The sequence below is a fragment of the Nocardioides sp. genome, assembly GCF_050699375.1.
Classification (GTDB): domain Bacteria; phylum Actinomycetota; class Actinomycetes; order Propionibacteriales; family Nocardioidaceae; genus Nocardioides.
In genome coordinates this window covers 1-13693 of record NZ_JBOHDN010000092.1, presented here as the reverse complement: position 1 = coordinate 13693, position 13693 = coordinate 1, and the positions used below count along the sequence as shown (strand labels likewise).

The window sequence follows — 13693 nt, the reverse complement described above, 5'->3', positions numbered from 1 at the left end:
ACGATCACGGTGTTCTTGACCTGCTGCGCCTTGGCCAGCCCGAGCACCTCGGTGCGGAAGTCGTCGCGCCGGTCGCTCCAGCGCAGCCCACCACGCGCCACGGCGTCGAAGCGCAGGTGCACGCCCTCGACGTCGGGTGAGTAGACGAAGATCTCGTACGCCGGCCGGGGCAGCGGCAGGTCGGGCAGCTGCTGCGGGTCGAACTTGAACGCGACGAAGCTGCGCCCGCGATAGTGGTTGGTGCGTGTCGTGGCGAGGATGTGGGTGACATAGCTGCGCAGGATCCGGTCCTGGTCCAGGCTCACCACGTCATCGAGGGCCTCGATGATCGCCTCGGCCCTCTTCTCCTCGTCACGGCCCGCGAGAGACGGGTCGAACCGAGTCTCGAAGAGCTCCACGATCTGCCGCGCGATGCGAGGGTTGGCGCACAGCGCGTTGCCGATCGACAGGAACGAGCTCGGGGTGCCCGCCTGACGCAGGTAGCGGCCGTAGGCACGCAGCACCGTCACCTGGCCGTGGTCGAGGCCGCCCGCCAGGACGAGGGCGTTGAGGCCGTCGACCTCGCTGCGTCCGGACCATGCCTGGTGCAGTGCGGCGACCAGCTGGTCGTCGGTGCCGACAGGCGTATCCGCGTACGCGAGCCCGAAGTCGTAGATGAACCACTCCTCCTGGACACCCGTGCTGCCGAGACCGTCGAGGTCATAGGGACGCTCGTCGGTGACCTCGACCCCGAAGGAGGACAGGATCGGGAGCATCAGCGAGAGCGAGAGCGGTCCGCCGGTGCGGTAGATCTTGATCCGGAAGCCGCCGGCGCTCTCCGGGTCCTTGTAGAACGAGAAGTCGACCGCGTCCCCCTGGTGCGAGAGCAGCTCGAGACGAGCCAGGTCGACGGCACCGGTCGCGGCGTCGAAGTCCTCCTTGTAGGCCTCTGGGAACGCGTCGAGCAGATGCCCCAGCCGAGCCGCGCCGTCCTCACCCGCCTGGGCGATGACCGCGCTGACCAGGTCGTCGCGCCAGCTGCGAGCGGCCTGACGTAGCCGCGACTCGAGGCTGTCGACCAGCCCCGGCGTGTCCAGGGCCTTCCCCAGCGACTTGGTGGTGCCGTGCACCACGAAGTGCACCCGCGCCGTGGTCGACTCGCTGATGCGTACGGTGAACTCGAGGTCGGTCCCGCCGAGCGCGTCGAGCAGCACCTTCGAGAACCGCTCACGGACCGTCGTGTTGTAACGGTCGCGCGGCAGCGAGACCAGCACCGAGACATAGCGGCCGTACGTGTCGGGCCGGACCGCCACCCGCAGGATGCGTCGCTCGATCGCTCCCAGCGCGGCCTCCGCGAGTGCCATCAGCTCCTCGGAAGAGGCATGGAAGAGCTCCTCGCGCGGGTAGGTCTCCATCGCGTCGAGCATCGCCTTGCCGGTGTGGCTGCGGCTGTCGTAGCCGGTGTGGTCGAGGACCGCGGTGACCTTGCCACGGACGACCGGGATCTTCGTCACCGACTCCCGCGCGGCCTTCGTCGTGAAGAGGCCGAGGAAGCGGTGCTCGCCGATGACCTCGCCGGCGGCGTTGAACATCTTGATGCCGACGTGGTCGAGGTAGGCGGGCTCGCCGACGGTCGAGCGAGAGTTGGCCTTCGCCAGGACGAGCATCGCCTTGTCCCGGGCGAGAGCGGCGACCTTCGGCGGCATCTTGCCGTGGTCGGGTGCCTGCGGCGGGTCGGCGCGCAGGATGCCCAGCCCGGTGCCGGACAGGCCGCGCAGGTAGTCGCCGTCGAGGCGGTACTCGCGGTAGCCGGTCAGCAGGAAATGGTCCTCGGCCAGCCACGCCAGCAGCTCGGCGGCCTCGGCAGCCTCCTCGCGCGGCACGCTGTTGGGCGGGGTGTAGCGCAGGCCGGCCGCGATCTCCGCCAGCCGGCGGTGCAGCCTCGGCTCGTCCTCGACGACCTCACGTACGTCCTCGAGAACGCCCTCCAGGCCGGTGACGATCTCCTTGGCGGCATCGGGGGCGAGGCGGTCGATCTCGATGTGCATCCAGGACTCGCGGATGTCGCCTTCGTTCACCCCCTCGAGCGAACCGGTCACGTCACGAGCCACGTCGATGACGGGGTGGACGACGAGATGGACGTCGAGGCCGCGGCGGTAGAGCTCGGTCTTGACCGAGTCCACGAGGTAGGGCATGTCGTCGACGACGATCTCGACGACGCTACGGCCTCCGGCCGACCAGCCGTCGTTGGCTGTGGTCGGGGTGAGGATGCGGACTGCGGCGGTGCCCTGCGGGCGGCTCGAAGCCAGCGCTAGATGCGATCCCACCGCGCCGGCGAGATCTGCCTCGCTGCGACCGGTGAGCTCCTCGGGAGCTACGTTGCGAAAATAGGTGGTGCTCGGCAGGTGCTGCTGCGGGTCGTTCTGCAGGGCCTTCTGCGGGGCTTGGACAGGTTTGATATGCGTCTCCGTTGACACACCTCTCACGGTATCCCGGCAGGCCCCTGGATAGGCATCTGAATCCGAAGGAATCGCCGATGTGAGCCATAGGTCGCGGCCGCCTCGACCCGCCGAGATTCGCATACTCATAGAATGTGTCGGTTGTCTCGGCGGCTTCGCTGATGACTCTGGCCCGCAGAGGCGTCATGATGTGTAGTCATGAACGAGCGCCAGCGAGTGAACCATCGAGACATCACGCGACCGCGTCCGTACTCTGGCGCTCGCGCAGCGGCGGTGGTCGCGTGAAAGAGCTGTCGATCGACCTGGCCTACGACGCCCCGATCTCAGCCGTCACCGGGATGCTCGCCGACGCGGCGTTCCGCGAGCGGGTCTGCGACGCCCAGCACGCGCTGTCCAAGAGCGTGGCCATCACCGGGTCGACGGTGAGCATCCGCTACGAGCAGAAGGTGAGCGGCGTGCCGGGCTTCGCGAAGAAGTTCGTCGGCGACGCCATCGAGGTGCACCAGGACGAGATCTGGTCGGCCGACTTCACCTCCGGGGACCTCAAGCTCACCCTTCCGGGCAAGCCGGGGTCACTCTCCGGCACCGCGCGCCTGGTCGAGAACGGCGGCCGGACTATCGAGACGGTCGACTTGGCCGCTACCGTGAATGTGCCCCTGATCAGCGGAAAGCTCGAGGATCTCATCTGCTCGATCTTCAAGAAGGCGCTCGAGAAGGAGCACGAGGTCGGCACCCGCTGGCTCGCCGGCTGACCCTCATCCCGCCCCAACCCGCAGCAGATCCCCAAAGGACTCGGCAATGACGACGACCCTTCAGCACGAGCTCGTCTACGACGCCCGCATGGGTGAGGTGACCGCGATGCTCGCTGATCCGGGCTTCCGGGAGAAGGTCGCCGACGCCCAGGGGGCGCTCCGGCGTCGGGTGACGATCGGCGGTGCACCGCGAGAGGTCCAGATCGACCGGGTGCAGTCGACCGTCGGCGTACCCTCCTTCGCGAAGCCCATCATCACCGGCGACCTCGCCGTCCGCCACAACGAGGTCTGGTCCACCGACACCGTCGCGGTCGTCGACATCACCATCCCGGGCGGACTGGCCACCCTGCGCGGCAACATCTCGCTCTCGGAGTCCGACGGACGCACGACCGAGAGCGTACGACTCAGCATCAAGGTGCCCGTGCCGATGGTGGGCGCCAAGCTCGAGCAGTACGTCGAGGAGCTGATGCTCAAGGCCTTCGACCTCGAGCAGGCGGTCGGCGCGGCGTACCTGTCTCGCTGAGCTAGGGCATGTCTGAGCCGATGAGGTGCGGGATCTCCTGGGTCGCGAACCAGCCCAGGTCCTCGTCGGGATCGGCGTCGGCGGGCCGGTCGGCCAGGTCTGCGTGAACGGCGGCGACGAGCTTGAGCGGCACCACCTGGGTCTCCAGGTGGTGGGCGATCTTGTCGGGAGCGTCGACGACGACCACGACCCTGCGCCCGGGACCGGCCAGGAGAGCCGCCGAGTCGTCGGCGGCGCTCATCAGCGCGGCGTACTCCGCCTCTTCGCTGTCATCGGGCGCCGCATAGCCGTCGGCGGTGTTGGGCAGCTCGCCCTTGGCGTACCAGTCAGCGAGCAGCTCCAGCGTGGCGGGTACGTAGATGCGGGTCACGAGTCATGATTCTGCCTCACTCGCCGGAGTTCTTGACCACCCGCAACCCTCTGGGTGCCCGGAACCGGCGGCCCGAGACGGTGTCGAGCAGCTCGTCGATGGCCTCGCTCAGGCACTGACCGAGCAGGGACACGTCGGGGACCAGGTCGCGGTCGGCGGTGATGGCGAAGAAGACCTGGCCGTCGTAGGAGGTCACCCCGATCGCGAGCGTGTGTCCCTCGGCCAGCGGGTGGATCGGATAGCTCGCCACCAGGCGCGATCCGGCCGCGTAGCGGGGCTCCTGCGGGCCCGGCACGTTGCACACCGAGAGCAGGTAGTCGTGCTCGCTCTCCGCGGCCACTCGGGAGCCGACGATGTGGAAGGTCGCCGGGGCGAAACCGCTGATCCCGGCCAGCCGCTGCGCGCTGACCGTTCGGGCGGTCTCCTTGTGCTGCTCGAAGGAGTAGGAGACCTGGTGGAGCCGGACCACCGGGGACGCCTCCGCGACCGGGAGCACCACGAAGTGCGGTGCCACCGCGGACCCGAGCTGCGTCGGGTCGAGCTCCTCGTCGATCACCGAGACCGGCACCAGTGCCGGCACCTGACGTACGCCGGCGAGGGACTCCTGGCGAGTCATCAGCCAGGCTCGAAGACCACCGGTGACGACGGCGAGGATGACGTCGTTGACGGTGCCTCCGTGGGTGTCGCGGATGCGGCGGAAGTCGGCCAGATCGGCCTGGAGCGTGACCACCAGGCGCTGTTGGGAGAGCGCTCCGCTGAGCGGCGTCGGCCGCACCGGGGCTCGGCGGGTCAGGGCCTGGGCGATTCCGGCGCCGGCGTTCTGAATGTCCTTGGCGACACCGGTGACCCGCCCCAGGGCATAGCCGCCCAGGCTGCGGGCGGTGTCGGTCAGACCGCTGATCGAGGTGGCCGCCTCGAAGACGGCACCTGCGACCAGGCGCGCGCCCGACTCGGCCTCCGGTGGCTCCCACAGGTCGGGCACGACCGGCCCCACCTCTGGCTTGTCGTCGAGCAGCAGCTGGACCAGGTCGACGGTCTCGGCGCCGTCCACCAGCGCCTGGTGGGTCTTGGTGATCAGAGCCACCCGGTCACCGGCGAGCCCCTCGATCACATACAGCTCCCACAGCGGCCGCGAGCGGTCCAGAGGCCGCGAGACGATCCGGCCGGCCAGGTCGAGCAGCTGATCCATCGAGCCCGGACGGGGCAGCGCGGAGCGGCGTACGTGGTAGGTGAGGTCGAAACGGTCGTCGTCGGCCCACACCGGGTAGGCGATGCGGCCGGGCACGACGCGTACGCGCTGCCGGTAGCGCGGCACGAAGGCCAGCCGGTCCTCGACGTGCTCGAGGAAGGCGCCGTAGTCGAAGCCCTCCGGCTTCGGCTGGATCAGCTCGACGCTCGCCACCTGGTGCGGCACCGACAACGTCTCGCCGTCCAGGAACGCCACCTCACGTGACCCCAGCCGATCACTCATATCGCTCGCTCACGCCTCTCAGCCCCCTCTTTGGTTCGTATGCGATTGTGGCAGAGCCTTGGGCCGGACCGCGGAATTCACCCGTCCGAGGCGAGTAGTCCGAGGAACCAGCCCGAACGTAACCCATGAAACGGGGGAGAAATGCGCCTCACGGCCCGATTCATCGCGGTCGTGGCAGCAATCTGCGGGATCGCGTCCATCGCGACCGCCTGCGGAAACGACGTCGCCACCGATCCCAGCAAGGACAGCGACCCGGTGGTCGTCGAGATCAACTTCTCCGGCAGCTCGGTCGATCCGCACGGCAACCAGATCGATGTCCCCGTCGGACACAGCGTCGAGCTGGACGTGACCGCCGATGCCGCCGGCGAGATCCACGTCCACTCCGACCCGGAGCAGTCCGCGGCCTACGGCGTCGGCACCACCCGGATCAGCCTGGGCGCGTTCGAGATTCCTGGTCAGTACGAGGTGGAGTCGCACACCCTCGGCAAGACCATCGTCACCCTCGAAGTCAAGTGATCCTCACCCACGGGGTGGGTGGTCGTCAGGACCTCCCGCTGCCGCTCGAGTACGTCATCGCGGGCGCTGTCCTCGCCCTGGTCGTCTCCTTCGGGATCCTGGTGCTCACGACGAAGCGCGCCGCCGCGGGCAAGGTCGTGGACACTCGGAGCCCACAGGTTCGCAACCCTCGAGGCTGGCCCTTGCCGCGGCTCGGCCGCATCGTCGACTCCCCCGGCTGGACCGCGCTGTGGCGCGTCGTCGGGCTGCTGATCTTCGCCTACTTCGTGCTCGTCGCATTCGCCGGCGCGGACAACGCCAACAACCCCATCTTCGGGATGACGTACGTCTGGCTGTGGGTCGGCCTCGTGCCGTTCTCGCTGCTCTTCGGACCGGTCTGGAAGGCGATCAGCCCGGCCCGCACGCTCGTGGCCGGTATCACCTGGCTGCGCGGCACCGGCGACCCGATGTTCCGGCTGCCCGAGCGGCTTGGCTACTGGCCGGCGGCGTTCACCCTGCTCGCCTTCGCGTGGCTCGAGCTGGTCTACCCCGAGAACAACTACCTCGGCCCCGTACGCCTCTGGCTGGCTGTCTACCTGGCGGTGATGTTCCTCGGCGGGGTGCTCTTCGGCGAAGAGTTCCTGGAGCGCTGCGACCCGTTCGAGGTCTACTCGTCCCTGACCGCACGCCTATCGGTGTGGGGGCGTACGCAGGCCGGCAACCTCGTCCTGCGAACCCCGCTCGGCAACCTCGACACGTTGCGCCCCGCCCCGGGTCTGGTCGCGGTCGTCTCGGTGCTCTTCGGCACCATCGTCTACGACTCCTACCGGGAGTCGCCGCCGTGGCTCCAGCTGGTGCAGAGTCCCTCGATCTCGGGCGGCACGGCCTACCTGATCAGCAACCTGGCGCTCATCGCCCTCCCGCTGCTCGTGGCCGGGTTCTACTGCGCCGGGACCATGCTGACCGGTGTCGGTGACGTGCCCCGCCGGGCCCTGCCGGCCGAGCTCGCGCCGTCGATCGTGCCGATCATCGTCGGATACGTCGTGGCCCACTACCTCAGCTACTTCTGGGAGAGCGGGCTGGCGACGCTACGCAACGCCTCGGACCCGTTCGGAAACGGGGGCGACTGGTTCGGAACCGCCGATATGCCGGTCTCCTACTTCTTCGCCTTCCACGCCACGCTGCTGGCGGTGATCAAGGTGGCCGCCGTGATCGTCGGGCACGTGCTCGGAGTCTGGTCGGCCCACATCCGGGCGCTGCAGGTCCTTCCCAAGCAGCATCTGGTCACGGGGCAGGCACCGCTTCTGGTCACCATGGTCGGCTTCACTGTTGGCGGGTTGTATCTGCTCTTCGCGGTATAGCGCACCTCTGCTTCACGGTTCACCCACCAGGCATCCACAAAGTGGCGCACCGCTGCCTAAGGTGGACTAACAGGTTGGCGCCGTGGTTTACGGCCGGTTGCTGAGTCTGAGAGACTGATACTTATGTCTGGTACCCCCCGCTTCCTGACTCTTGCTGACGTCGCCGAGGTGCTCAACACCTCGAGCGCACAGGTCTATGCCCTTGTCCGCCGTGGTGAGCTCCCCGCCATCAAGATCGGCGGGCGCGGCCAGTGGCGCGTTGAGGCCAGTGTCCTCGAGAACTTCATCGGTGACATGTACTCGCAGACCAAGGCCTTCGTGGCCGACCACCCGTTCGTCGAGGCGGAGAGCAATCCAGCCCCTGCCGCCACGCCGGACGCTTCTTGAGTCAGAGCAACCTCACCCCCCACAACTGAACCTTCCCCACAACAACGCGAAGAGCTGCCAGGCATTGCGCCCAGCAGCTCTTCGCGTCTTTGCCCGGTCAGGCGAGATTCTCGGTCTGCGCCTCCAGCTTGATCTTGAGCTCGTGGCGGGCGCCGTTGCGCATCACGGTGAACTCGATGGTCTCCCCCGGCTGGTGGGCACGGATCGCCACGATCATGCCGATCCCGTCGGTGACGGTGACGCCTCCCACCTTGGTGACCCGGTCGCCGTCCTTGAGGCCACCGGACGCCGCCGGCGAACCGGAGTCGACGACCGAGATCAGCGCACCGTTGTGGTCGCGGGCCTGGACGTCCACCGAGGCTCCCACGATCGGGTAGGTCGCCTTGCCGGTCTTCAGGATCTGGGCGGCGGTCACCTTGACCTGGTCGATCGGGATCGCGAATCCGACCCCGATGCTGCCGCCCTCGCCACCCTCACCGCCGCCGGCGGTCGCGATGGCCGAGTTGACCCCGATGACCTGGCCCACGAGGTTGACCAGAGGACCGCCGGAGTTGCCGGGGTTGATCGCCGCGTCGGTCTGGACCGCGTTGATGTAGGAGGTGTCGTCCTCGGTCTGCCCGGTCGAGACCGGGCGCTGGAGCGCGCTGACGATGCCCGAGGTGACCGTGGAGGTCAGCCCCAGGGGTGAGCCGATGGCAACGACACCCTCACCGATCCGCAGTCGCGAGGTGTTGCCGAGCGAGGCCGGCTCGAGCTTCTTGACCTCCGGCACGTCGAGCACCGCGAGATCGTAGACCGCGCTTCGCCCGATCACCTTCGCGTCGTAGCGGCGGCCCTTGTGGTCGACGATCTCGATGGTTCCCTTGGCCTTGGCCGCGTCGGCGACCACGTGGTTGTTGGTCACCACGTGGCCCGACTTGTCGAAGACGAACCCGGAACCGGTCGCGGCATCCTCGACTCCTTGATACTCGGCGAAGATCTGGACGGTCGAGGGCAGCAGCGTCGCGGCGACCTTCACGATGCTGGCATCGTCGGCCTCCAGCGGCGCGTCGGTCTCGATCGAGCCCGGCTCGAGCCCGCCGCCGGCCAGGCTCGACATGTCGTCCTGGTCCTCGAGCACGCCACCGGCGTAGCCCCCCAAGACACCGATCAGGAATGCGACAGCCGCCGCGAGCGCCCAGATCGGACCTGGGATGCGACGGCGTTTCTCGTCGGCCCCGGCCGGCGAGGTGGGCGATGGCGGAGGGCCGTCGAAGCCCGGTAGGGACGCTCCCGGCATTGGCTGCGCCGAGGGCGGCAGCGGGTCGTTGGCCGAGCCTGCCGGAGCCGGCGCGACCGCGGGTCGTGGCATGCCCGGCAGTGGGATCTCGGCCGTGTCGGGCCCTTCGTCGGTGGCATCGATGGCGAAGTCGTCAGCAGACGACTGCTCGGCCGTGGTCCCGCTCGGCGGGGCCCAGCGGGAGATCGGCTTCGACTGGTCGTCTTGTGGTTCCGGCGTCACACGACCCATTCTTCCCACTCGGCCCAACAATGCGCAGCCCGGGTCTCGTGTAGTGCCGCTCCGCGGCCAGTCATGGCCTGGTTCAGCGGCGTACGTGAGCGACTATCGGCGCACCCGGAACCTGGGTGACCGCGGTGACAGGGACGTTCCTGGGACCTGGCGCGTCGGCGGGAGCGGCGGCGAAGGCGAACATGCCGAACACGGCCGCGCCGACAGCACCGCCACCAGCCGCGACCATCACCAACGTACGTCGCATCGACCGTGGGTCGGCGCCGTCCTCACCGAGGTCGTCGGCGGACGGCCATCCTTCGGCAGGCTCGGGCCATCGCATCGAGGCGGCCATGACGCCACCGCGGAGCGAGCCCTTCAGATCGGCGGGCGCGCAGACCCCGGGATCGACGCCGAGCCCGGCCAGACGGCTCTTGAGCCAGCCCTCACGCTCGACCTGGCGGCGACAGGCGCAGCACCCGTGCACGTGTGCCCAGGCGCGCTCCTCCTCCGCAGCGGGGAGCTGTCCGTCGAGAAGGGCGCTCGTACGCGCACCGAGGTGGTTGCCCAGCAGACTCATGCCGGCGCCTCCGTTGAGGAGGGCCAAGAATACGGACCCGCCGGCCCGAGGCTCATGGTCGCTCGCTGGTGCTCTCTCATGAAGCCCCGCCCCACAACACCTTGGGCCCGGAGTGGCGCACGCGTCCGCCGCGCGGGGCGCGGTGAGCGAGAGCGTCACGGAGCATCGCCCGGCCGCGGTGGATACGCGAGCGGACGGTGCCGAGCTTGGCACCGAGGATCTCGGAGATCTCCTCGTAGGAGAGCCCCTCCACGTCACAGAGCACGACCGCGGCCCGGAAGTCGGGGGGCAGCGTGGCCAGCGCGCGCTCGATGTCGTCATCGAAGCGCTGGTCGGTGTAGGCCACGTCCGGCGTCGGACCGCTGCTCTTCAAGCGCGAGGCGCGCTCGTCGGAGAGGGCATCGAAGCGGATCCGCTGCTTGCGGCGGGCCTGGTCGAGGAAGAGGTTGGTGGTGATCCGGTGCAGCCAGCCCTCGAAGGTGCCGGGGCTGTAGGTGTCGAGAGAGCGGAAGACGCGTACGAAGACCTCTTGGGTGAGGTCCTCGGCGTCGTGGCGGTTGCCGGTGAGGCGGTAAGCGAGCCGGTAGACCCGGTCTGAGTGGTTCTCCACGATCTGGTCCCACGTCGGAACGCCCGACTCTGCAGTCGGGGTCTCGCTCGTGGGATCCACGGTCATGGTGCGCCTGTCTGCCTCGCTGATCGCTGACATCTCCTACGGTAGATCGCCTGGACCCGGAAGGGCTGAGAGTTGCCTGTGAGGCTCCTATTTTTCCTCTTCCTGTGCCCTTACAACGCACAAGTTGCATCAGGCGTTCCCGCACCGTTGCGCGAAACAGGTTAGGTTTTGCGGTGTGACCAGCCCTGTCTCCACCGCCAGTTGGACCTACGCCGACGAGTACGTCGCGGAGGACGACCTCCTCGCAGCCGCCCGTTCACGGGCCGAGGAGGTCGGCGTCGCACCCATCGGCCCCGGTGGCGGCGCCGCGCTGCGCTTCCTCGCCTCCGTCCTCGACGCCAAGAACGTCGTCGAGGTCGGCACCGGCACGGGTGTCTCCGGGCTGTGGCTGCTGCGCGGCATGCGCCCCGACGGAGTCCTGACCACCGTCGACATCGAGACCGAGCACCAGCGGCTGGCTCGCCAGAGCTTCACCGAGGCCGGCTTCCTGCAACAGCGCGCCCGCACCATCGCCGGCGCCGCGCTGGACGTCCTCCCCCGGCTCACCGACAACCACTACGACCTGGTCTTCGTCGACGGTGACAAGACCGAGTACGCCGCCTATCTCAAGGAAGCGCTGCGTCTGCTCCGTCCCGGCGGCGTCGTCGCCTTCGACAACGCCCTGTGGCACGACCGCGTGGCCGACCCCTCCGTACGCGACGAGGAGACCGCCACCATCCGCGAGCTCAACCAGCAGGTCATCGACAACGACGACCTGATCCCGTTGCTCCTGCCGGTCGGCGACGGCCTCCTGCTGGCGCGTAAGGCCTAGCCCGGCTCCTCAGCCGCCGACGCCGGCCAGCGGGTCCTGACCCGCCAGCCAGGTGAGCAGCACCCGGGCACCGAAGCCGGTGGGACCGGGGGTGAGCTCGTGGACGTCGGCGTAGGCGTCGCCGCAGCCGACATCGAGGTGGGCCCACGGGATCCCGCCGGTGAAGTGGTGGAGGAACAGCGCCGCGGTGATGGCGCCAGGGCCACCGGGGGCGTTGTCGGCGTCGGCGACCTTCGAGGCGAGCTTCTCCTCGTAGTCCGCGGTCAGCGGCATCCGCCACAAGGTCTCGCCGGAGACGTCCGATGCCTCGGCCAGCAGCTCGGCGAGTGCGTCGTCGTCGGCGAAGTAGCCGGCCATCGTCTGCCCGAGCGCGACTCGCATCGCGCCGGTCAGCGTGGCGATGTCGACCATCGCCGCGGGCTTGAGCTTGTCGGCCGCGTACGCCATCGCGTCACCGAGCACGAGGCGACCCTCGGCATCGGTGTTGGTGACCTCGGAGGTGCGCCCGCCGTAGTGGGTCACCACGTCGCCGGGGCGCAGCGCGGAGCCGGAGATGGCGTTCTCGGCGGCGGCGATGAGGCCGACCACCTTGACCGGGCAGCCGATCTCGGCCAGCGCCGACATCACCGCGAGCACCACCGCGCCGCCGGTCATGTCGCGCTTCATGTTGACCATGCCGTCGCCGGGCTTGATGTTGAGCCCGCCGGTGTCGAAGGTGATGCCCTTGCCGACCAGCACCACTGTGGGCACCTTCCGGCCGGCCTTGCGGGGGCTGTAGTCGAGGCGGATCAGCCGGGGCGGCGTAGCCGACCCCTGCCCGACCGCGACGATGCCACCGAAGCCGTCCGCCGCGAGCTGCTTCTCGTCCCAGACGGTGGCCTTCAGGCCGCTGGCCTCGGCCAGCTCGACGGCCTGGTCGGCGAGCCAGGCGGGGTTCTTGAGATTGCTCGGGACCGAGGCGTAGAACCTCGCGCGCCAGCCGGCGCGCGCGATCGACTGAGCCCGGCCCAGAGCCTCTGTGTGCTCGGCACCGAGCTCGGCGAGGGTGATGGTCTCCACCGGCGTCCACGGTGCGCCCTCCGAACGCCAGTGGAAGAGGAAGGACCCGAGCGTCGCTCCTGCCACGAAGGGCTCCAGCGCCACCTCGGGATCGGCCGCCGGGACGGTCGTCACCACGCCTGATCGATCACGCACCGCGCGAGCGACCGCTGCGCCCGCGCGCCGGAAGTCGTCGCCCCGCTGCGCGCCGACACCGACGAGGAGGATCTGTCGCAGGGAGCCAGGGCCGCTGACGGCGTACGTGGTCAGCTCACCGGCACCGCCGGTGGCACCTTCGAACTCGAGGTGACCGAGAAGGTCGTAGCGGTCGCCGAGGTCGACAGCTCCTGGACCGATGATCAGCGCTTCGTCCCCCGGGATGACGGGCAGCGCGATGATCTCGGGATCGAGACTCTCCGGACTGTCCGGGCTCAGCGAGAAGGCGGGCGGCCCGACCTGCGACGGAAGAGCCTGGGGCGGCAGCGTTTTGGTCATCTACGCGTTCAGCCCAAGACCTTTGATCTCTTCGCCGAGCGCGGCGGCCTCCTCGGCGTTCAGTTCGACGACCAACCGGCCACCACCCTCGAGCGGGACGCGCATCACGATGCCCCGACCTTCCTTGGTGACCTCCAGCGGACCGTCTCCCGTCCGCGGCTTCATCGCCGCCATGCGGCACCTTCTTCCGTGTCTCGCGTGTCGGCGCTCACCTGCCGGATGGCCTCGGAGCGCGCATTGCGCGTCCATTATCCCTCATCAGGTCCGCAGACCTGTCGGCAAGGTGGGAGTTTCGGCGGGTTGACCTGCGTTCGAGCTCTCAGATGACCGAGGTTCCGTACGCCCAGGTCAACCAGATCGCGAGGATCACCAACGTGATGTGCACCATGATCGCTGCCCCGGAGGTCTCGAAGAACTCACCGTCGCGGGCCCGGGCAGCAGACCTCCGGCCACCGACGGACCGGTCGTAGGCGTCGTCATGGCGGTCGTCATATCCGCCCTCGTACGCCTGGTCGTAGCCGTATCCCTGGGCGTACGCGTCGTCGTAGCCCTGCTCGTATCCGGCGTAGGCCTGCTCGTCGTAGAAGCCCTGGTCAGGCTCTCGATGACGTGACTGTTCCGGTACGGGTGCCTGTGCCTGGTCGCGCGAGCTGTCGGGACGCGGGCCGTAGGACTCCAGGGAGTAGGGGTCGTACGCCTCGGGCTGCTGCTCCGCTCGCCGGCCGGGCTGCTGGCGCGGCGCGGGTGCCGGCGGCGCGGGTGCCGGCGGAGGTGGTGCCGGGGGCGCAGGTGCTGGCGGAGGTGCGC

The 13693-nt window shown here is 68.9% G+C and carries 15 protein-coding genes; 6 read left to right on the top strand and 9 right to left on the bottom strand.

Translation table 11 applies throughout. The features are described 5' to 3' along the window. The coding region (locus tag ACRDPS_RS06460; protein ID WP_431500800.1) for an NAD-glutamate dehydrogenase domain-containing protein at positions 1 to 2456 on the bottom strand (2456 nt) is incomplete at its 3' end. Between the two features lie 263 nt (positions 2457 to 2719). Between ACRDPS_RS06460 and ACRDPS_RS06455 the strand changes: the two genes are divergently transcribed. Then, positions 2720 to 3190: a DUF2505 domain-containing protein gene (locus ACRDPS_RS06455; protein WP_431500799.1), complete on the top strand. Its 471-nt coding sequence runs from the start codon at positions 2720 to 2722 to the stop codon at positions 3188 to 3190. A gap of 46 nt (positions 3191 to 3236) precedes the next feature. Further along, positions 3237 to 3713 carry a DUF2505 domain-containing protein gene (locus ACRDPS_RS06450; RefSeq protein WP_431500798.1) on the top strand — a complete coding sequence of 159 codons (477 nt, stop codon included), beginning with the start codon at positions 3237 to 3239 and terminating at the stop codon, positions 3711 to 3713. 1 nt (position 3714) lies between these two features. Here the strand turns inward: ACRDPS_RS06450 and ACRDPS_RS06445 are convergent, their stop codons facing one another. Next, positions 3715 to 4083 carry a DUF6912 family protein gene (locus tag ACRDPS_RS06445; protein ID WP_431500797.1) on the bottom strand — a complete coding sequence of 123 codons (369 nt, stop codon included), beginning with the start codon at positions 4081 to 4083 and terminating at the stop codon, positions 3715 to 3717. Between the two features lie 16 nt (positions 4084 to 4099). After that, positions 4100 to 5554: a wax ester/triacylglycerol synthase family O-acyltransferase gene (locus ACRDPS_RS06440; RefSeq protein ID WP_431500796.1), complete on the bottom strand. Its 1455-nt coding sequence runs from the start codon at positions 5552 to 5554 to the stop codon at positions 4100 to 4102. Positions 5555 to 5695: 141 nt separating this feature from the next. On the opposite strand from ACRDPS_RS06440, the gene ACRDPS_RS06435 reads away from it, so the two are divergent. The 3 genes from ACRDPS_RS06435 to ACRDPS_RS06425 all read left to right on the top strand — a co-directional run bounded on the left by ACRDPS_RS06435 (position 5696) and on the right by ACRDPS_RS06425 (position 7797). Then, positions 5696 to 6070, top strand: coding sequence for a hypothetical protein (locus ACRDPS_RS06435; protein ID WP_431500795.1), 375 nt, complete (start codon positions 5696 to 5698; stop codon positions 6068 to 6070). Further along, positions 6067 to 7410, top strand: coding sequence for a hypothetical protein (locus ACRDPS_RS06430; protein ID WP_431500794.1), 1344 nt, complete (start codon positions 6067 to 6069; stop codon positions 7408 to 7410). Before ACRDPS_RS06435 ends, ACRDPS_RS06430 begins: the two co-directional genes overlap by 4 nt. Before the next feature lie 123 nt (positions 7411 to 7533). Further along, positions 7534 to 7797, top strand: a complete 264-nt coding sequence (locus ACRDPS_RS06425; RefSeq protein WP_431500793.1) for a helix-turn-helix domain-containing protein — start codon at positions 7534 to 7536, stop codon at positions 7795 to 7797. 97 nt (positions 7798 to 7894) lie between these two features. Here the strand turns inward: ACRDPS_RS06425 and ACRDPS_RS06420 are convergent, their stop codons facing one another. From ACRDPS_RS06420 to sigE, 3 genes are all read right to left on the bottom strand, one after another. After that, positions 7895 to 9298: a S1C family serine protease gene (locus tag ACRDPS_RS06420; RefSeq protein WP_431500792.1), complete on the bottom strand. Its 1404-nt coding sequence runs from the start codon at positions 9296 to 9298 to the stop codon at positions 7895 to 7897. Positions 9299 to 9380: 82 nt separating this feature from the next. Continuing rightward, complete coding sequence (locus ACRDPS_RS06415; protein ID WP_431500791.1) at positions 9381 to 9866, bottom strand: hypothetical protein; 486 nt, start codon at positions 9864 to 9866, stop codon at positions 9381 to 9383. Between the two features lie 76 nt (positions 9867 to 9942). Further along, complete coding sequence (gene sigE, locus ACRDPS_RS06410; RefSeq protein ID WP_431500801.1) at positions 9943 to 10542, bottom strand: RNA polymerase sigma factor SigE; 600 nt, start codon at positions 10540 to 10542, stop codon at positions 9943 to 9945. 175 nt (positions 10543 to 10717) lie between these two features. Here sigE and ACRDPS_RS06405 point away from each other — a divergent pair, with 175 nt between their 5' ends. Continuing rightward, on the top strand, positions 10718 to 11353 hold the full coding sequence (locus tag ACRDPS_RS06405) for an O-methyltransferase (RefSeq protein ID WP_431500790.1): 636 nt from the start codon (positions 10718 to 10720) through the stop codon (positions 11351 to 11353). Positions 11354 to 11362: 9 nt separating this feature from the next. On the opposite strand, the gene ACRDPS_RS06400 is transcribed toward ACRDPS_RS06405, so the two are convergent. The 3 genes from ACRDPS_RS06400 to ACRDPS_RS06390 all read right to left on the bottom strand — a co-directional run. After that, positions 11363 to 12886, bottom strand: coding sequence for a leucyl aminopeptidase family protein (locus ACRDPS_RS06400; protein ID WP_431500789.1), 1524 nt, complete (start codon positions 12884 to 12886; stop codon positions 11363 to 11365). Beyond that, positions 12887 to 13060, bottom strand: a complete 174-nt coding sequence (locus tag ACRDPS_RS06395; protein WP_008358749.1) for a DUF3117 domain-containing protein — start codon at positions 13058 to 13060, stop codon at positions 12887 to 12889. It abuts the gene before it with no gap. Positions 13061 to 13205: 145 nt separating this feature from the next. Next, positions 13206 to 13693: hypothetical protein (locus ACRDPS_RS06390; protein WP_431500788.1), on the bottom strand; the 488-nt coding region annotated here is incomplete at its 5' end.